General features: G+C 65.3%; 18 protein-coding genes. 7 read left to right on the top strand and 11 right to left on the bottom strand.

The features are described 5' to 3' along the window. The first annotated feature begins 236 nt into the window (after nt 1-236). Nucleotides 237-812 carry a recombinase family protein gene (locus tag B0G38_RS03190; protein ID WP_264668107.1) on the top strand — a complete coding sequence of 192 codons (576 nt, stop codon included), beginning with the start codon at nt 237-239 and terminating at the stop codon, nt 810-812. Then, nucleotides 809-2,398 (top strand): zinc ribbon domain-containing protein, encoded by a 1,590-nt coding sequence (locus B0G38_RS03195; protein ID WP_264668108.1) that lies wholly within the window; start codon nt 809-811, stop codon nt 2,396-2,398. The genes B0G38_RS03190 and B0G38_RS03195 overlap by 4 nt, the downstream gene beginning before the upstream one ends. A gap of 2 nt (nt 2,399-2,400) precedes the next feature. On the opposite strand, the gene B0G38_RS03200 is transcribed toward B0G38_RS03195, so the two are convergent. The 3 genes from B0G38_RS03200 to B0G38_RS03210 all read right to left on the bottom strand — a co-directional run bounded on the left by B0G38_RS03200 (nt 2,401) and on the right by B0G38_RS03210 (nt 4,592). Further along, on the bottom strand, nt 2,401-2,727 hold the full coding sequence (locus tag B0G38_RS03200) for a PRC-barrel domain-containing protein (protein ID WP_264668109.1): 327 nt from the start codon (nt 2,725-2,727) through the stop codon (nt 2,401-2,403). A gap of 88 nt (nt 2,728-2,815) precedes the next feature. Then, nucleotides 2,816-3,838 (bottom strand): AI-2E family transporter, encoded by a 1,023-nt coding sequence (locus B0G38_RS03205; RefSeq protein ID WP_264668110.1) that lies wholly within the window; start codon nt 3,836-3,838, stop codon nt 2,816-2,818. Between the two features lie 136 nt (nt 3,839-3,974). Continuing rightward, on the bottom strand, nt 3,975-4,592 hold the full coding sequence (locus B0G38_RS03210; RefSeq protein ID WP_264668111.1) for a hypothetical protein: 618 nt from the start codon (nt 4,590-4,592) through the stop codon (nt 3,975-3,977). Nucleotides 4,593-4,862: 270 nt separating this feature from the next. Between B0G38_RS03210 and B0G38_RS03215 the strand changes: the two genes are divergently transcribed. After that, nucleotides 4,863-5,270 (top strand): hypothetical protein, encoded by a 408-nt coding sequence (locus tag B0G38_RS03215; protein WP_264668112.1) that lies wholly within the window; start codon nt 4,863-4,865, stop codon nt 5,268-5,270. Here the strand turns inward: B0G38_RS03215 and B0G38_RS03220 are convergent. The 3 genes from B0G38_RS03220 to B0G38_RS03230 all read right to left on the bottom strand — a co-directional run bounded on the left by B0G38_RS03220 (nt 5,267) and on the right by B0G38_RS03230 (nt 9,735). Then, on the bottom strand, nt 5,267-6,115 hold the full coding sequence (locus B0G38_RS03220) for an LssY C-terminal domain-containing protein (protein ID WP_264668113.1): 849 nt from the start codon (nt 6,113-6,115) through the stop codon (nt 5,267-5,269). The genes B0G38_RS03215 and B0G38_RS03220 overlap by 4 nt on opposite strands. A 27-nt stretch (nt 6,116-6,142) precedes the next feature. After that, a complete protein-coding gene (locus B0G38_RS03225) occupies nt 6,143-6,625 on the bottom strand; it encodes an SRPBCC family protein (protein WP_264668114.1) in 483 nt (160 codons plus the stop codon). A gap of 182 nt (nt 6,626-6,807) precedes the next feature. Continuing rightward, complete coding sequence (locus B0G38_RS03230; RefSeq protein ID WP_264668115.1) at nt 6,808-9,735, bottom strand: GH25 family lysozyme; 2,928 nt, start codon at nt 9,733-9,735, stop codon at nt 6,808-6,810. Nucleotides 9,736-9,972: 237 nt separating this feature from the next. On the opposite strand from B0G38_RS03230, the gene B0G38_RS03235 reads away from it, so the two are divergent. Both B0G38_RS03235 and B0G38_RS03240 read left to right on the top strand, forming a co-directional pair. Next, complete coding sequence (locus B0G38_RS03235) at nt 9,973-10,218, top strand: hypothetical protein (RefSeq protein ID WP_169995093.1); 246 nt, start codon at nt 9,973-9,975, stop codon at nt 10,216-10,218. Between the two features lie 352 nt (nt 10,219-10,570). Beyond that, nucleotides 10,571-11,329, top strand: a complete 759-nt coding sequence (locus B0G38_RS03240) for a matrixin family metalloprotease (RefSeq protein ID WP_264668116.1) — start codon at nt 10,571-10,573, stop codon at nt 11,327-11,329. 57 nt (nt 11,330-11,386) lie between these two features. Here B0G38_RS03240 and B0G38_RS03245 read toward each other — a convergent pair whose 3' ends face one another. After that, nucleotides 11,387-11,527 (bottom strand): hypothetical protein, encoded by a 141-nt coding sequence (locus B0G38_RS03245; RefSeq protein WP_264668117.1) that lies wholly within the window; start codon nt 11,525-11,527, stop codon nt 11,387-11,389. Between the two features lie 410 nt (nt 11,528-11,937). On the opposite strand from B0G38_RS03245, the gene B0G38_RS03250 reads away from it, so the two are divergent. Beyond that, nucleotides 11,938-12,363: a hypothetical protein gene (locus tag B0G38_RS03250; RefSeq protein ID WP_264668118.1), complete on the top strand. Its 426-nt coding sequence runs from the start codon at nt 11,938-11,940 to the stop codon at nt 12,361-12,363. On the opposite strand, the gene B0G38_RS03255 is transcribed toward B0G38_RS03250, so the two are convergent. From B0G38_RS03255 to B0G38_RS03265, 3 genes are all read right to left on the bottom strand, one after another. Further along, the gene (locus B0G38_RS03255; RefSeq protein WP_264668119.1) at nt 12,360-14,450 is read right to left on the bottom strand and encodes a transglycosylase domain-containing protein; all 2,091 of its coding nucleotides are present in this window, start codon (nt 14,448-14,450) and stop codon (nt 12,360-12,362) included. The two genes, B0G38_RS03250 and B0G38_RS03255, sit on opposite strands and share 4 nt — an antisense overlap. 86 nt (nt 14,451-14,536) lie before the next feature. Beyond that, nucleotides 14,537-15,886 carry a DUF2254 domain-containing protein gene (locus tag B0G38_RS03260; RefSeq protein WP_264668120.1) on the bottom strand — a complete coding sequence of 450 codons (1,350 nt, stop codon included), beginning with the start codon at nt 15,884-15,886 and terminating at the stop codon, nt 14,537-14,539. A gap of 30 nt (nt 15,887-15,916) precedes the next feature. Beyond that, nucleotides 15,917-16,477 (bottom strand): hypothetical protein, encoded by a 561-nt coding sequence (locus tag B0G38_RS03265; RefSeq protein ID WP_264668121.1) that lies wholly within the window; start codon nt 16,475-16,477, stop codon nt 15,917-15,919. A 234-nt stretch (nt 16,478-16,711) separates the two neighbouring features. Here B0G38_RS03265 and B0G38_RS03270 point away from each other — a divergent pair, with 234 nt between their 5' ends. After that, complete coding sequence (locus B0G38_RS03270; RefSeq protein WP_264668122.1) at nt 16,712-17,215, top strand: hypothetical protein; 504 nt, start codon at nt 16,712-16,714, stop codon at nt 17,213-17,215. A 29-nt stretch (nt 17,216-17,244) separates the two neighbouring features. Here the strand turns inward: B0G38_RS03270 and B0G38_RS03275 are convergent, their stop codons facing one another. Next, entirely contained in the window at nt 17,245-17,595 is a 351-nt protein-coding gene (locus B0G38_RS03275) for a hypothetical protein (protein WP_264668123.1), read from the bottom strand. Between the last annotated feature and the right edge of the window lie 204 nt (nt 17,596-17,799).

Consider the following 17,799-nt stretch of genomic DNA (forward strand, 5'->3'; position numbering starts at 1 on the left):
AGCGGAAGGTCACCTTCCACGTGGGTAATCAGCCGGCTGCGGCCGGTCATCACACTATTCGGTCAAACTTCACGCGGTCTCCATGCCTGCTGGGAGGCGGCTGTACGCCTGCACGATCCGTCAGGGCTGTTGCCGGTTAGGATTTTGTCCGTCCCCGCGGGTGTTAGTAACTAGTGTCTTTGTTTATGGATTTTTATCCACAAATAATGTCTCACCTTCCCGCTAGCGTAAGCGTTATGAAACTGTCGCAGTACTCGACGAAGGCCGGAACGGGCTATATCGTGCTGCGTGGAGCCGGTGCAAAGCCGGGCACATTCCCCGGTGCGTGGCAGGACGGGCGCGGCACCATCCACGTGCCCGGGTTCGGGTCGCTCAGGGCATGCAGGGCCGCCGTTTTGCGCCCGGGTTTCCTCCGCGCCCAAAAGGCGGGCTGGGAGGGTCAGTGCACGGTGCATGGCCGGCTACTGCGTGGCGCGGGGCCTCAGGTCGTGTCGGTGACCCGAGAAGCGGCCGGTCGCGTCCACGATGAACGCCCGAACCTGATGAAGCTGCTCCGTTCGGAGGACCGGGGCGCGCCCGTCGTCAAACACTGTGCCCGGCTCGCCCGCGCCGGGCACACCCGCTTCGAAGTGTTCCTCGCCCTGGAAGGGCTCCGCGTCGAGGCGGCCGACCTTGCGCAGACTTCGGATCAGAGCGATGGCTTCTTGTCCCTGATGTACTCGTTCACCGCGGGCTTGTACGGGCTGCGCGGTTCACGACGCCGGAGCAAGAAGCTCATCGTTGCCCTTGACGACGAAGCCGCCGGTAAATGACGGCGACCGGGGCATTGCAGAAGCAGGCCATCAAGGTCCGGGCGTACCCGCTGCCTACTTTCGCGAACGAGGGCAAACTCGCCCGGGTCCATGCACTGCTGGGTCCGTGGCGCGACGCCCTCGGCGGCATGCAGGCCCAGCTGCACCGGCAAATCCTTACCGGCCAGCCACTGATGAAGCGCATGCCGACCAAAATAACGGACCTGACGTTCACCACCGAACTGTCCGCCCGGCAGGTCAAGTCCGTATACAACCAGACGTTTCAGGCACTGAACTCCTGGACGGGCCTGGTAAGGAACGCCGTTCGGGAGCTTATCGGCGGCTCCGGCCTGGACGATGAGACCCGGACCGTCCTCTACCGGGTGAACGCGCGGAAGGCGTGGTACGCCAAGGAACTGGTACTCCCGATATTGGTGAACAAGGCTACCGGCGAGGTCCGGCATAGCGACGGGAAGCCTGGCAAAGGCTGGGCCGCGGCGGAACTTCCGGTGCCTGCGGAACTGTTGAAGCTCTGCCGGCATATGGTCAAGCAGGTAGGCAAACGTGCCGTTTCGTTGCCGGATCTGTCCCGGGTGAACACGATGCTCATGGACGGCACCATCGCACAGGTCGAACCCTCGAAGAACAGTTCCTTCGACTACTGGATACGCATCTCCACACTGGTAAAGCGCGACGTGGCATGGATCCCGCTGAAGGCACACCGGTTCTTCATCGACTCCCCGGGCGAGGTCTCCGACTTCGTGCAACTCAACGTGCTCAAGGATGGCAGCCTGCAGTTCGTCCTCCAGAAAAAATCCCCAATCGCCCGACCGCGCCCCGAGGGTGAATACCTCGGCCTCGACTGGGGCATGAAGAGCTTGTTCGCGGCCAGCGACGGCCGCCTGTTCGGCGTCGGCGCGATGCCGCATCTGACGGAGCTGGACCGGCAAGCACTGGAACTCGCCAAGAGCCTTCAGCGGCAGGGTATCCGTCTCAAGACCAACCGCCGGTACCGCAACTTCCAGCGACGCATGCGCGAATACATCGTCAATGAGGTCAACCGCATCCTGAACAAGCTCTCGACCGAGGACATCCAGGGCCTGGTCGTCGAAAAGCTCGATGCCAGGGGCGGCGGCATGAGCCGGGAGATGAACCGTCTGGTCACCCGCTTCGGCCGTGCCGCCATCAGGAAAAAGCTCGCAGCGTTGACCGAGGACACCGGCCTCGACGTGATCGAGGTCAACGCTGCCTACACCTCGAAGGAATGCTCCTCCTGCGGTCTCGTCCATGACGGGAACCGCAAGGGACTCAAGTTTTCCTGCCGCTTCTGCGGCAGGAAAACCCACGCCGACATCAACGGTGCACGGGTCGTTTTGTCAAGACGTTCTTGGCATACCCAAGGCGACTCGAAAACCAAGTCACAGCGTGGGACAGTCCGCCAACGGCTGGACGATGCGTTCAAGGCCCGCTGGGGCTGCGCACCGCCTACCCGAGGCTCGACGGGGAGCCGGATTCCCGGTTCCCGACGCCGCTCCGCAGTGCGGCTAGCCACGGCCCCTTCCCAGGCGCCAGTGCGAATGCGTGAAAACGTGGAGAAAGTTCCATGAATTCACGAACTGTGGTTCAGGTAAACGGTGTTTCCGGAGACGCGCTTTACCGCGTCGGAGCCTTCAAAGAAGTTGTTGCCAAAGCCCTTTCCGTCCACCTCTACATAGCCCAGTCGCAGCAGCCGTTCCCGGCGTTCTTCCGGCAGGTCCGTCTGCCCGCTCAGCGCCGTCGCCACCGCCTGGACGATATTGGGTTCCCGCTCAAAGGTCTGCCCCTCGGCGGTGGTCGCCTGCGGATCCCCGAACTTAACTGACTTCACCGTCCCGACTTTTTCTCCGGACGCATCAAAGACGTCCATTCCTTCGCGCACGTCGCTTAAATCACTCATAGCCAAGGCTCCCGCCGCTCATAAGCAGACTGATGGTTTGTTCAGCCCAGCGTAGTGCCCGCACGGTGCCGCCGCCAGAGCCGGGACGCTAATGCAGGTTTTGCCTGGGGATGACCACTTTCCGCACGATAATCACTGCCGATGCCGCCAGGGGCACTGCCACCAGCGCGCCGAGGACACCGCCCAGTGTTCCGCCGGCAACCACGGCGATGACGACAAGGGCGCCGGGCACTTCCACGGCCTTGTCCATGATCCGTGGCGTCAGGATGTAGGCCTCCACCTGCATGTACACCAGATAGTAGATTCCGGCTGCCAGTGCTGTTTGGGGCGAACCGGCGAGGCAGACGAGGGTGATGATCGTGGAGGAGACGATCGTTCCTACCATCGGCACGAAGGAACCCAGAAAGGCCACCGTGGCCAGCAGCAGCGGGCTCGGAGCCTGGATCATTGTCAGGAAGACCGCGGACAGGACACCGTTGATGAAGGAGAGCCCGAACTCCCCGACCAGATATCGGCTGATGGCATGGGCAATGTCTTCCGATACCTCGATAAAGGCAGGCCTCCGGCTCGCGGGGACCAGATCATAGGCAAGCTTCTTCATCCGGCCCAGCGAGACCACAAAATAGACGGTCAGGATGAACACGAGGATCGCGCCGGAAATACCGCCCGCCAATCCCGCGCCGACTGCGAGGATTCCGCCGCCGAGGGCGATCAGGTTGGCAGGGTTGCTCAGGAATCCGGTCACTTCCCCGGCCAGCTGGTCCACGTCCAGATAGCCGGAGAGGATGCGTTCTACATTGTCCACCCAGTCCGAACGCAGTACCTGTTCGGTAAACAGCGGCAGTGAGGCGATCAGGTCCCGGACTTCCCTGATGAAAAGCGGAATGATCCAATACAGCAGGCCGGCTGTGATGAGTCCGAGGACCACAATCGCTACAGTAACGGCGGCGGGGCGGGGCACCTTCATGCTTTCCAGCCACCTGATCACGGGGTCAAGCCCTAGGGCGGCGAAGAGCGCCAGCCCGACATAGATGATCAGCGTCGCCAGCGACGAGACCGCGGCCCAGACGACAAGCCCGACGCCCACGCCTAAGGCGCCGGCAAGACCCAAGCGGAATGCCTGGATCCGCCGCGGCCCGCCTCCGGCTGCTGTACCCAGGGCCTCTGCCTTCCGCCTTGCCGGCCACCGCGGTCCGGGCCGGCGGGACCCCGGAGTACTCCGGCTTCGAGGTAATGTCATGGTCCTATCAACCGATCCTCGTGCTGCTTTCCTGACCGGCAATCCCGGCCCGTCGGGATGACCACCATGCCATCACACCGCCGGCAAGCAGGGATCCCAGCGTTCCCGCGGCCAGATCCAGAATGGTGTCATCGTAGCCGACAAAAATATCCTCACTGAGAAAGTTGTGGCCGAACCACTCCCACAACTCCCACCAGGCGGCCGTAGCCACGCCGAAGGCCAGCGGCAGGAGAACGAGCCGGGCGCTTCGGCGTGGCACGGCCGTTTCCCGGATACCGGGAACAATGCCGATCCGGGAGCACACGAAGTACGCCATGGCTGCGATTGCTCCGGTGGTCAGGAAATGCACGCCGACGTCCCACCAGCGCAGCGCCTCGTACCACCCAAGGACTCCGCTCCACGCGGCCACCAGCACAGTCAGCCCGAAGGAAAAATCGAAACCCGCAGGAGCCTTTGCCCAGCGCGGCAGCAGCAAACCCAGGAAAACCGCGACAAACCGGAACACTTCGGCCGGGCCGAACCAGACTGCCGCCGCCACACAGCTGAGCAGCGCAGCCAGCCGCACGAGATTGGCCAGCCACGCCAAGGCCCGCTGCCATAACGGCACGGTTTTACCGGTTCCCATGCGGTCACGCTACAGATAACCGTTCGCCCTCGCCAGAGCAACGGCCCAAGTCACAGCTAGGCGTGCATCCTTGTCACAGTCGCATAAAGCATCTGCGCAGTCCTTTCAGCAGGCACGACCGGCGGCAACCCGGTGCAACGCTTAATTCGGAGGCGGGGCGGCCGGTCACAATCGTGCCAACTCCGTTGTTGGGCTGGACCGCCCTGCCTATGTTGGAGCCATCAGGGCACCCGACATCGGTACGCCACCTCCAATCCGAGGAATGAAATCATGATGGGACGAAGGAACAGGCCAATCCTGCTGCTCTCGGCAGCGGCGCTCGGTACGGCGCTGCTGACCGGCTGCGGAAATGAAACACCGGTCCAGGAGGCAGAGGAAGAGGGCCCTGCCGCCGCGGCCAAGATCCTGGGCGAGTCCGTGACCATGGAGTCCGAAGTTGAAGAAGTAGTCGGACCGAACGTTTTCATTGTCGGCGAGGACACCATGGTGCTGGCCGCCGGCATGACCGAAAACCTGGCAGAAGGAGACGACGTAAGGGTCGATGGAACCGTCCAAAGCTTCCTCATGAGCGACGTCGAGCCAAGGCTGGGCATCGATCTGAACGACGACGAGACGGAGCGCGTTGTCGAATTTGAGCAGGAACTCGTTGTTGTCGCCGACCAGGTCGAGGAGCTTTAACCAGCCAGGGCGATGATGGGCAGGTCGCCGTCGGTTTCGATGGCGTCTCCTCCCCCGTTCCTGCTGTGGTAGCCGGTGGAGAAGTGCCTGACCGTGTGGACTGCGGCACCGAATGAATGCAGCGCGGTCGCAACCAGGTCCCGCTCAGTGTCCGTGTTCTCCGCGATTTTGTGGGTGATCTGGAAGGTGAACAGGGATAGTCCTACTCGCCGATCGTAGGTGGCTGCACCCACCAGATCCACTTTGAATCCGCCCGGCAGCCGCCAATCCGGTGGACAGTTCCAGAACCGGACGTGGTGCCGCTCCGCCGGGCTGCCTGCTACCTCCCGTTCAAAGACCAGCGATTGCTTGTGCCCGAAAACGAACAACGGGCTGACAGGCGCGGCGGGATAGCTGCGCCGCAACAGCGCGGCGCGGACAATGTGCCAGCCCGTCCACCAGGTCAGCGGATCCGCCTCCACCCAACCGGCGGACAGCATGGCGATCCGCAGCTGCGCGGCAGTGCCGATGACCGCCAGGTTCACCGGATCGCCGAGCAAACCATCCGCAGTGCGTGTCCGGCCGATGAAATAGCTGGGCACGTAGATCCTCGTCAGCACCCGGTTCAGCCGCGGCAACAGCACGTAAGCCGCCAGCACCCAGATGGGCAGGAACAGCCAAAACCGGCGCCCGCCGTCGTCAATTTCGTCGAGCAGCAGTTCGTAAACGGCCCATCCCGCCAGCGCCGTGGACAGGAAAAAGAACAGCCGTTGCAGCCAGAGCAGGGCAGTTGCCTCTATCCGCTGGTACCAGCGCGGGTTTGAAGCCGGATGGTCCGGTTCCCTGCCCCCGCCCTTCGTGTTCATCGTCCGGTCAGCGCGTTCATCGTCCGGTCAGCGCGGTTGGCCTTCGGCCAGCGCTTTGAGCCGCTGGAGGCTTTGGGCCATGCCGGCGTGCATGACTGCCCGCCGGTTCTTGTTTTCCTTGCTGCCGGACTGGATGATCCACCAACCGATCCGGGTGATCGGACGCACGACTTCATAGGATTCGGTTACCCGTGTCCCCGCTCCTTCCGGCTCAAACCGGTAGCGCCAGACCAGGGTACCGGCGAACGGTTCGGTTCGGGCAAAGGCGAACTCCCGGCCCGGCTCCGCCGTGGTGACCACCGGCTTATTGTGCCAGCTGGCCCGGCCGACCGTGTTGCGGGCCTTAAACCTCGCACCGACCTTGGGTCCTGAAGCGCCGTCAAGCCAAACGCATTCGGCAACCTCCGGACTGTATTCAGGTGTTCTGGTGATGTCCGCGACGATGCCGTACACGGCCTCGGGAGCAGCGATGATGTACGTAGTGAGCTCGTCCCGGTCCAGAGTCTGCACAGCCAGCTCCTTCAAAGCCGCGCCCCGGGCGGGGCGCTAATGAAGTTCAGCATCCGCCTGCCGGGCAGTGCGGTCAAGGATTCCGGCAACACAAAGGCGGCGGCCCCGGGCACAATGCCCGAAACCGCCGCCTGGTGCTGCCGCTGAGTGCTACCGGATCCTGCTGGTTCCAGCGGCGGATCCTACAACGAGCCCTTGACCACGCCCGGCTTCACGCCGTTGTTCGTGAATCGCGTGCCGGCGTAGTAGTACATGGCGCCCGTTGGCCTGGTCGCCAGCAGATCCGCGTTGTTGTCCGTGCCGGCATCGCCCGGTCCGAGGATCCGGTTGTACTGCGACCAGCCGCTGCTGCCGATCTTGCGCTCCGCGGCGTACCAGCCGCCCGAAGCGGAGGTGCGTCCGGCCAGCAGCCACAGCGTCCCGTCAGGCTTGCTGGCCGTCAGGTCGCCGGTGCCGCCGTCGTCGTAATCTCCGACTGCGGTGAGGTGGTCGTACTTGTTCCAGCCGGTGGCGATCCGGCTGCGCGCGGAAACCTTGCCCGTGCCGGTTCCCGGGTAGAGCCACGCCGTTCCGTCCGGGCGCACGCCGACCAGGTCCTTCTTGCCGTCCCGGTTGACGTCGCCGGCGCCCAGCAGCGTGTTGAACTGGTTCCAGCCGCTGGCGCCGATGCGGATCCGGGGCATGTAGCCTTCGCTGACGGAGTTGACCCGGCCGGTGCCCTTGTAGAGCCAGAGCGAGCCGTCCTTTTCGCGGGCCAGCAGGTCGTTGGCGCCGTCCCGGTTGAAGTCGCCCACGCCGACCAGCGCGGTGTAGATCTGCCACCCGGTGCCGATGCGCACCGCGGCCGCGTGGCCGCCCCGGCCGTTGCCGGCGGCGAACCACAGCGTGCCGTTGGACTTGCTCGCCACCAGGTCGGCCTTGCCGTCGCCGTTGAAATCGCCCGGCGTCGCCACCAGATTGTAGGCGTTCCAGCCCGTTCCGGCGGCCGCGCGCGGCAGCATGCCGGAGGTGTCCTGCATCTGGGTGCCGGCGTAGAAACGCAGCGACTTGTCCGGGTAGATGCCCAGCAGGTCCGGCTTCCTGTCGCCGTTGTTGTCGCCCGCGCCGAGGACCTGGCTGAACTTCTGCCAGCCGCTGGAGCCGACCTTCTGCGGCACGCCGAACGAGGCATTCAGAGCCGCCTTCCGGCCGGTTCCCCGGTACAGCCACAGCGTGCCGTCGGCCTTGACCGCGAGGACGTCGGCTTTGCCGTCGCCGGAATAGTCGCCCGGAGCGGCGAGCCTGGTGTACTTCCAGCCCGAGGCGACCTGGACCCGGGAGCCGGTCTTCCCGGTGCCCAGGCCCGGGTAGAACCACACGGTCCCGTCCGGGCGCGTGGCCAGCACGTCCGCCCGGCGGTCCCCGTTCAGATCACCGCTAGCGATGACCTCGGTGAACTGGTTCCAGCCGCTCGAGCCGACCTTGACTTTGGGCTTGAAGGCCTTGGTGCCGACGGCGCCGGTGCCCTGGTAGAGCCAGAGCGAGCCGTCCCGGTGGCGGGCCAGCAGGTCAGGGTAAGCATCGCCGTCGTAATTTCCTGCGCCGATCAGCTTATTGTAGATGTACCAGCCGCCGCCGATCTTCACGGCCTTGCCGTAGCCGCCGGCGCCGTTGCCCGGGTAGTACCAGAGGCTGCCGTCCGTGCGGCGCGAGACCATGTCGGTCTTGCCGTCGCGGTTCAGGTCGCCGGGGACCGCACTGGTGACCGTGTAGTCGCCGGCCGGCTTCGGCGCTACGGCGGGTGCCGGGGCGCTCACGCCGTTGGGGTACTTGGCGAAAGCGACGAGCTGCGCCTGGGTGCCGCGCCAGACGTTGGAGTCCCCCAGGAAGGGTCCGGATTCGCTGTACTGCCAAATGTCGAAGCGGGTCCAGCCGGCGGGCAGCCACGGGTAGGTGACATTGCCGGTGGAGAAGTGCGCGATGTGCAGCGGGTGGTCCTTGAAGGCGCTGCTGTAGCCCAGGCACTGGTTCCACCAGCTGCCGTTGGTGTAGATGGCCGGCACGCGGCCGGTCCGGGCCTTGATCTGGTTGGAGAAGTCGCGCACCCAGTTGACCAGCTGCGAGGGGCTCATGTTGTAGCAGGTGTTGCCCAGCTCCGGGTACGGGTTGAACTCGATGTCCAGCAGCGGCGGCAGCGTCCTGCCGTCCGCGGACCAGCCGCCACCGTTGTTGACGAAGTAATCCGCCTGGGCCTTGCCGCTGGTGACGTTGGGAATGGCGAAGTGGTAGGCACCGCGGATCATGCCCACCTTGTAGGAGCCGGAGTACTGGCTGCCGTAGCTGGGGTTCTTGTAGCTGGTCGCCTCGGTGGCCTTCACATAAGCGAAGCGGGCGCCGAGGTTCCACTCGGTCTGCCAGTTCACGCTCGGCTGCCAGCCGGAGACGTCCATACCCTGGACGCCCGGCGCACGCCAGTGGTTGCGGTTGGTGGCCGCGGCGATGGTGACGGCTGCCGTCCGCTCGATCTCCAGGACGTCGAGCGTTTCGGCGAGCTCCTCCTGCGCGTCTTCCTGCTTGAGTTCGGCTTCGCGTTCCTGCCGCATCTCCAGGCCCTTGCCCATCTCGGCGCCGTGTTCGCCCTGCAGCTTCTCGAGCAGGGCGAGCTTCTGCGCCTGGGTCAGCTTGTCCACGTCCACCTCGACGGGGGTGTCCGATGCCGGGGCGCCCTCATCGTCGGCGGGTTCAGTGGCGGTCTGTCCCGGCTCGGGGACCTCCGGCGCTTCAGTGGCCGGCCCAACTGACGGCTCATCGATGGGGTCGGCGGCGGGTGTTTCCGCCGGTGCGGCGTCTTCCACCGGTTCCGCGGACCCGAGCAGGTCCGGCAGCGTTTGCGGCTCGGCCAGGCCCTTGTCAACCGTCGACGGCGGCGCCTGGGTTTCGGTTGGTTCGGTCACCGTGACGGCCGGGGCGGGGAGGGATTCGGCCGCTGCAGCCGGCTGCATGATGAGCACTCCGGCAACGCTGATGGTCAGGGCGGTGGCGCCCGAAACAGCGCGCTGCCAGGCCTTCCGGGAGGTCAATCGTTTATATAAAGGGCCGCAGGCAGGCGGGCGCGAATGAACGGTGTTCATAGGTAACTCCAGATAGCGAGACTTGGTGCACCGCCCCAATCCGAGACACGCGGCGCCGAATAAGAGTAACCGATTCACCAACCCGTTGGGTTACGGTTTGATCACGCTCGCGCGGCTGATTGGCGCCCCGAAGTGTTTTGGCTTGTCAGGGGCCTCAAGGTATTCACAAGGTGACCCAAGTAACTTTTCATCTGACCACTGCAACCTACGCCGGACCGCCGATTGAAAGACAGGTTCATGAGCTACACGACGAAGACCTTGGCTTATCCGCGCCGCCGCGACATCCGCCTCGGCACCGCCAATCCCGTTCCGCCCACCGGCATGATCGCCGCGGTTCCGCTGGTCACAGTACCCTCGGGCAGCCCGCTGCCGATGCGCCGGGACCTGCGGACGGGCCCGCGGCTGCGGCAGATGCGGACCGTCACGGCAGCGTTCGCCGTCGCTGCGTGCGTCGGGGCCCTTTGGCTGCTGCTGGGCCGGTAGCAGCCGGCCGCAGAATTGTCCTGGCCGTGGGCTACGGCCGGGTGGATCGGGCAGTTGGGGGAAGCAAATGCCATATAGCCGTGGGGATGGGCCGCACCCTCCGCCCGCCGAAAACGTCAGCCGCAGGGTCTCCGGGGCACCGGAGACCCTGCGCAGTTCCGTGTCCGGACGCATCCCGCAGTGGGCGCTGGATGAGGCCCTTGGACAGGGGCCGGCCCCGGCAGGCTGGCGGACTCCCCCGGTGTCCACGGCCTCCCCGGTTTCCCCGCACCCTCTACGGCGCGCTCGAGGCCGCAGGAACCGGGGTGGTCTCCCCCGGAACCGCCGGTACCCTCTCTGGCTGACCACGGCGGTGTCCATCACTGTTGTTGGCGCCCTGCTGCTGGCCCCAACCATGGGGAGCCGGGTGCTCAACGCCTTGCCGGGGATTTTAGCGGCAGCCGAGATGCCGCCGTCGGGCGTTGAAGCTGCGGATGCGCCGCTGGGCACCCCGCCGGCCGCCACCGGCTCCGACCAGTACAGGTTCCTCGAATTCGACGGGCTGGACCAGCCCTTCGTCGCCTTCGACCCCTGCCGGCCGATCCACTATGTAGTCCGCGCGGACGGGGCGCCGGCCGGAGGCGCGGAAATGATCGAGGAGGCGGTCGGCATTGTCTCGGCGGCTTCCGGACTCCAGTTCATTAACGACGGCGAAACCACCGAAGCGCCCCAGGCTCGCCGGCCGAAGTACCAACCTGACCGCTACGGTGAACGCTGGGCACCGGTGCTCATTGCCTGGTCAACACCCGAGGACAATCCGGATCTGGGTGGCGACACCATCGGCCTAGGCGGCAGCTCGCCGGTAGGCCTGGAGGGCGAAACGATGGTTTATGTCACCGGGCAGGTTGAGCTGGACGGCCCGCAGATGCGCGAGGTCCTGCAGTACCCCGGTGGCTGGGAAGGTGCGCGGTCCGTCGTCGTGCATGAACTGGGCCACGTCTTGGGGCTGGACCATGTGGATGATCCGGGCCAGCTGATGTACGCGGGCGGGAACTCCCAGACCCAACTCGCCGACGGGGACCGTGCCGGCCTTGCCCTCCTCGGCCAAGGCGAATGCGTCCCCGAGCTCTGACACGTAGGCCCGCGGCGCACGGGCCAGGGTGAGGAGCCCGGCAGCAGGCGCCAGGGGTCAGTCCGTTTCAGGACCTTCGCAGTAGGGGCAGCGGCCGGAGCCGAAACCGCAGGCGTCCAGAAACGCGTCTGCGGCCATGCCGGTGGTGGATTTGAGGGTGCTCTCGGTCGGTTTTTCTTCCAGAACAGTGTGCGTCATTGCGGGTCCTTAAGCGCGGCTTCTCATCCTGCAGCCGGGAGGACCAGATGCGGTGCCGTGGCAGGGTCTGCTGCCACGGCACCGTTCGGTTCCAGAACCTCAGGGCAAGAGGTCGGTCGAGGCCCTGGACCTGCGCTCCCGGACGGAGTGCGGACCGGTCTTCCGGTTGGGATTTGCGGTCTTGGTCACAGACTATGGGAGGCGGAGGCGTCCCGTCAGTGTGCATTCGCACAGCACCGGGGCGGAGTCTGTGTGCCGCTGACAAGGGCTTTTCCTACCCCTCGCCGGGCGCGGAACGGACGGATAAAATGACGGAACAAGTGGTAAACGGCGCTCCGGCTCAGCGGATCAAGCCTTCTTAGGCGACCTCCCCGAATTCCCGCTCTTTTGTCGCATCGGACTTCCCCATCATGAAAACCATGTCACGCGCTTTGGCTGCGGCCGGAGCCGCCGCACTCCTGACCGCCTTTTCCGTCGCCGCGCCCTCAAGCGCGGCAGGCACCCTCACCGCTCCCGACGAGGGCGAGCTCCTTGGCGGCGGCGCTGCTGTCACCCTGACCATCACCTACGAGTGCGACAGCGGGCAGAATGCGAACGTGTTCGCCGAAATCGCCCAAACCGTCGAGGACGACCGTGTCGCCAGCGGCAACGGGTTCGCCGCTCCGGTCGACTGCACCGGCGAGGAGCAAAGCGTGGAGGTGTCCGTGCTGGCGTCCGGCGGCTTCTTCGCTTTCACCGAAGGAACCGCCGTCGCCCGCATCTTCCTGGCCACCTGCACTGTGGGAGCCTGCGAGCAGGTGACTGCCACCGTGGAGCTGGAGCTCGTGGAGGATTAGCGCATGCTGAAGGGAATCTCGCCGAAGTCCCCGGTCTCGTAGAGCGGAGCCACTTCGCGCATGTACTCGGTCCACTGCGCCCCGGCGATAGTGGAACCGTCCACATAGTCGCGGACCACGCCGTTGATCGGGACGTAGTTCAGCGACGAGTAGGACGTCCAGTTACCCACCCAGGACGCGGTGGAAATGCCCTCAGTGTAGCCAACGGTCCACGTCTGCTCGGAGAGGTCGGTGGTGCCGGTCTTCGCCGCGGCCGGCACACCGATGGGCGTGATTTTGCCCGGCATCTCCTGCACCAGGTCCTGCAGCGGCTTGCTGATGGCTGCCGCCACACCCGGTTCCAGGACCTGCTCGCACGCCGGCTCCGGGATCTCGTAGCTCTTGCCTTCGGAGTCGGTGACCTCGGTCAGGGCGATCGGCTCGCAGTACTCTCCCCCGCTGGCGAAGGTGGCGAACGCGGCGGCCATGGTCAGCGGGGAGACCTCCTGCCCGCCGATCACGAAGGACGGGTTGTTCACGACCATCGGCTCGCCGTCCACCGCACGGTGGACGCCGAGCCTGTTGTACACGTCGCGGATCTCGCACAGGTCCAGCATGGCGGCCTGGGCCGCGGTCGCCGAGTTGACCGACGAGGTCAGACCCTCGCTCACGGTCATCGGGCGGGCATAGCCGGGCAGCGCGTTCTTGAAATCCCATTCACTGAAGTACGCAGTGTCCGGCAGACAGCTGGCCGTCCAGTTGTACCCGCCGGGATAGTAGGTGCGGCTGGCGTCCACTACGTCGCTCAGGGCGTTCCCGGCCTCCAGCCAAGCAACGGTGGTGAACGGCTTCACGGTGGAGCCCGGCTGGAAGCCATACGGCGTTCCGCCCATGCCCGGATCCACGTTGAAGTTCAACTCGGTGTTACCCTCGCCTGCCTCGGGCGTGTAGTTGGTGTTCTGCGCCATCGCGAGGATCTTGCCGGTACCCGGTTCAACCGAGATCATGGCCGAGCCAGCGCCGGACGTGTCCCCCACCGGAACCTGCTCCTCAATCTGTTCCTGCGCCTCCTCCTGCAGCCGGGAATCCAGCGTGGTCTGGATCTTGAGGCCGCCGCGGACCAGCAGTTTGGCGCGCTCGGCGGCATCTTCGCCGAAGGCGTCGGACTGCATGACCAGGTTTTCCACGTAGTTGCAGAAGTAGGCGGCGAACTCGGCCCCCACGCAGCCCGAGTGCACCGGCTGCAGGTCAATCTCCAGATCCGAGGCGACGGCGTCGTCGTACTCGTTCTGGGTGATCTTCCCGTTGCGCAGCATGGCACCCAGCACCGTATCCCGGCGCTCCTTGGTGGCCTCCGGGTTGGTGACCGGGTTGAAGTAGTTGGGCGACTGCACCATGCCGGCGAGCATGGCGGACTGCGCGATGTTCAGCTCGGTGGCCGGAATCCCGAAGTAGGTCTGCGCAGCGGCCTCCACGCCGTAGGTCTGGCCGCTGAACAGGACAATGTTCAGGTAGCCCTGCAGGATTTCCTCTTTCGAGTACTCCCGTTCGACGGCGATGGCCAGCTTGGCCTCCCGCAGCTTGTCCGTGATGTTCTTGGTGCCGCTGATGGTCAGCTCATCGGCACTCTTGCCCGCTTCCACGCCATTGTCGATCAGCACGTTGTTCACGTACTGCATGGTCAGCGTGGACGCTCCTTGCAAACTGCCGCCGGCGAGGTTGCTGGCCGCGGCGCGCATGATGCCCTGCAGGTCCACGCCGTTGTGCTCGTAGTACCGCGTGTCCTCGATGGAGATGATGGCATCCTGCATGTGCTGCGACACCTCGTCCAGCGTCACCGGCACCCGGTTCTCGGCGTAGAAGGTGGCAATGAGCTCCCCGTCCGCGGAGTAGATGGTGGAAGGCTCATCCATGGGGTTGGTCTCGAGATCGCTTGGCAGCTGGTCGAAAATGTCCACCGACGTGTTGGCTCCCGCGGCGGCCACGGCGACGGACGGGACCAGGAGCCCGGCCGCCAGGACGCCGCACAGCACGCTCACGCCGAAGAAGAGGGCCAGTTTGCCCAGCTTCGTCGAGCTGTCCAGCAAAGGAGTCTTGTGAATGCGCATGGTTTTAACTGTAAGGTGCAACCCTGACCGTTTGCTTCGAGTAAGCAACCGCTGTGAATTACAATCCGAGAACGACGGCGGGACGTTCAGTTTGCGAGCAGGGCGGCAGTTTCGTTCGCGGCCTGCATCAGGCGGGTGCGCTCGGCCTGCTCCAACGAGGCCGCTTCGATGGCGCTGCGCAACTGTTCGAGCTGCAGTGCCAGGGTGCCACGGTAGCGCCGGTCCTTATCGCACCAGGCTACTTCCCGCAGCAGCTCCACCAGCCGGGCGGCCACCATCGGGTCCTTGGCGCCGTACAGGCGCGGCTGGGTGACGGCCAGATCCAGCAGCTCCTCGATGTCGGGCAACGCCAGCACCACGCGGACCGGGCCGCCGTCGTCGTTGTCCCGGTCGTTGTCTTTGTCGATCATCATGCGCGGTCCCGGGTTCCGGTCCACGAGGCAGCACAGCAGGCTGGAGAGGTGGCCCAGCACGTGGATCGCCGTGGTCGGGTCGTTGATCCCCGGGGACAGCGCGCGGGCCGCCACGTCCACCAGCTGGCGGAAGCCGAACGCCACATCCTGCACGTTGGTGCGCTCGAAGCCGGTGGCCACCGCCTCGTTCACCAGCTTCCCCAGCTCGGCGGCTTCCTCGGCACTTAGTGCGCCGCCGGAACCGGTCTTCCAGGCGCGGGCAAAGGGCACTCCTTCGATCAGCGAGCTGCCCGGCTCCCGGTCGATCTTGACTACCGCGCCGGTCTCCCGCGCAGTCTGCAGCAGCGCGTCTTCGTCAATGCTGGTCAGGAATCCGGAGCGGGCGGACACAATGGGAATGCTGCCCGGACCCGGTTCCGGTTCCTGCGGCTGGGGCGGGGCGCCTGCGGGAAAGATCCGGTCAATGGTGATCTTGGTTTCCTCGTGCACGTTGCGCATCATCGTCTCCACCCGGATCTCGCGCGTCAGGTGGGCCAGGAACAGGACCAGCCCCATCACGCTGGCCAGCGACAGTACAAACGAGACGGTGACGGAGATTTCCGGGACAAATGGCCCGTCCTCGTCCTGCTGCGTCCGCACGCTGCGCAGCACGGTCAGCGCGAAGACAAAGGTGGCCAGGAACAAGGCAAGCGTCACGTGCACAAACCGGTCGCGCGTGAACGTGCGCAGCAGGCGCGGGGAGAACTGGCTGCTGGCCAGCTGCAGCGTGACCACCGTGAGGGAAAAGGTCAGCGAGGTGACCGTGATCAGCGACCCGGAAATGGCCTCCAGCACCGAACGCGCGGCCTCAGGCCCGCCACCGAACAGCAGGGCCGTCACCGTCGGCGGCAGGTCGTCGTCGACAGCTGAATCGAGGCGGGGAAGGAGGATGCCCAGGACTACCGAGAGAACGACGGCGACCGCCGGCACGGGCCAGAGCTGGGTCCGCAGGGCGTCCCCGATGCGTTCGCTGCGCCTCTTCATGCACTCATTCTGCCCCAGCCGGGGCTGCTGTCAGCCGCTGGGACTCATATCCACGTTCAACGCCATGATGTAGGGCTCCTGGTCCCAGGTGGCGTAGAGGGGGTCATCGAGGTCCGCGCCGAGGTCGTCCTCAACGTACGGCAGGTCCAGCACCGTGTGGACCACGCCCTTGACCTTCACCGGTTCGCCTGGCTCAAGGTCTGCCAGGTCGCCGTCGTAAATCACCAGCAGCGGTTCAACCGTCGTATCGTCTGTACCGGCGATGGTGAAGGCCTCCGGCGCCACCACCTCGTTCACGTCGGCCGAGACCGTGACGGTCTGGCCTTCGAGCGAGTCCAGCTCGTCGACGAACTTCTGGTCATACAGTCCCTCATAGGGTCCGCCGGGCACCGACGGCGACGCCGAGCGCGGCGCCTCCGCTCCCAACGGATCATCGGCTGCCTCCTGGACGTCCTCAACATCGACCCCGCTCTCGGGTCCCGACGTTCCGCAGCCGGCCAGGCCGAGCGAGGCGAAAACAAGGGCGCCCGGAAGCCCGAGGCGGACCGTCCAGCTCCTGGCGTGTTCACTCTTGGAATGATGAATCGACATGGTCCTGCTCCTTCGGTGTGCAGTTGATTCAGCTGTCTTCACCGTAGAAACGCGCCGGATGAAAGGTCAACGGACTTAACGCAACCGGAACCAGGCAGCACGCGGCGTTATCTCCCCGTTCTGCGTCCGCGCCCGGCCGGTTACGATCCGGTCAATTCCGTTGTCCGGATTGATCAGTATGCTTATGTTGGGCATATACGTACCTGTTGGACGACCAGCGTTAGGACCCCCATCATGAGAAAACCAGGCACCGCCCTGCGGCATCTGATCGCCGTGCTGGCCGCCTTAGCCATGGCCTTCACGCTCTCAAGCTGCGCAGAAACGGACGTGGAAGAAACAGATCCGGTGGCCAACGGGGTCAATGCGGACATCGGGCCCATGCAGGTGCGGAGCCTGCTGATCGTTGCCACGGCCGAAGGCCAGCCGGGCCGACTGCTGGGCACGCTCTCCAACACCGCCGCCGAGCCCACCGAGGTCACCATCACGGACGCCAACAGTGAAGTGACGGTGACGGTCGACGGCGGCACGGACTATGGGTTCGACACGAACGTCCACCAGCTCCCGACCGTCACCGAACCGCCGGGCTCGCGCGTGCCGGTCACCGTCACCGTGGGCTCCGAGAGTGCAGAGCTGCTGGTCCCGGTCTTCGACGGCACATTGGAGCCCTACCGCCAGTACCTGCCGCCGGGCGCCCCGTCCCCCAACGCCTCGGAGACGGCCTCGGCCCCGGCCTCTTAGGACGCCGTCGCCCTGGCCTGGCGAAAATCCTAGGCGGCCAGGGGCTCCAGCACCTGGAGCCGGCATTCGGAATGCAGCGGATCGGACTTCTCCGGCAGGCAGCCGCGCTCTACCGCGGTCTGCAGATCCGCCAGTGCTTCGGCACCGGCGTGGGCCTTGGACAGATCCACAACTATTTCCATCCCGGGCACCAGTGCGTTGGTACGCCGTGCGATGGCGTAAAGCGCTTTGAGGTTTTGGATCGTCACCGTTCCGCCGACCTGGATCCGCGCCGACTGCATCGTGGTGTCCAGGCGCACCAGCACCTTGAGTTTCCGGCTGGCAGCGCCGGCGAAGCCGGTCTGGTGCGCGGGATTTCGTACTAGCTGCGTGGTTGTCATACCCGTCCTTCTGAGATCTCCGGGGAACTGCTGATTGCTGCCGTGGACCGCCGATAGCCTGGGCGGTCCACGGCTGCATTTCCGTACTGGGACCCCGGGCGCCTTTGCTCGGGGTTCCAGTACGGAATCGGGATTACCACTTATGTGGTGCGGCCAGTCCCCCCTGCTGGCTCCCGATATGCACCACCTATAGGCTCCCGTGCC

Origin of the sequence: Crystallibacter permensis, from assembly GCF_025960875.1 — a bacterium.
GTDB lineage: Bacteria > Actinomycetota > Actinomycetes > Actinomycetales > Micrococcaceae > Crystallibacter > Crystallibacter permensis.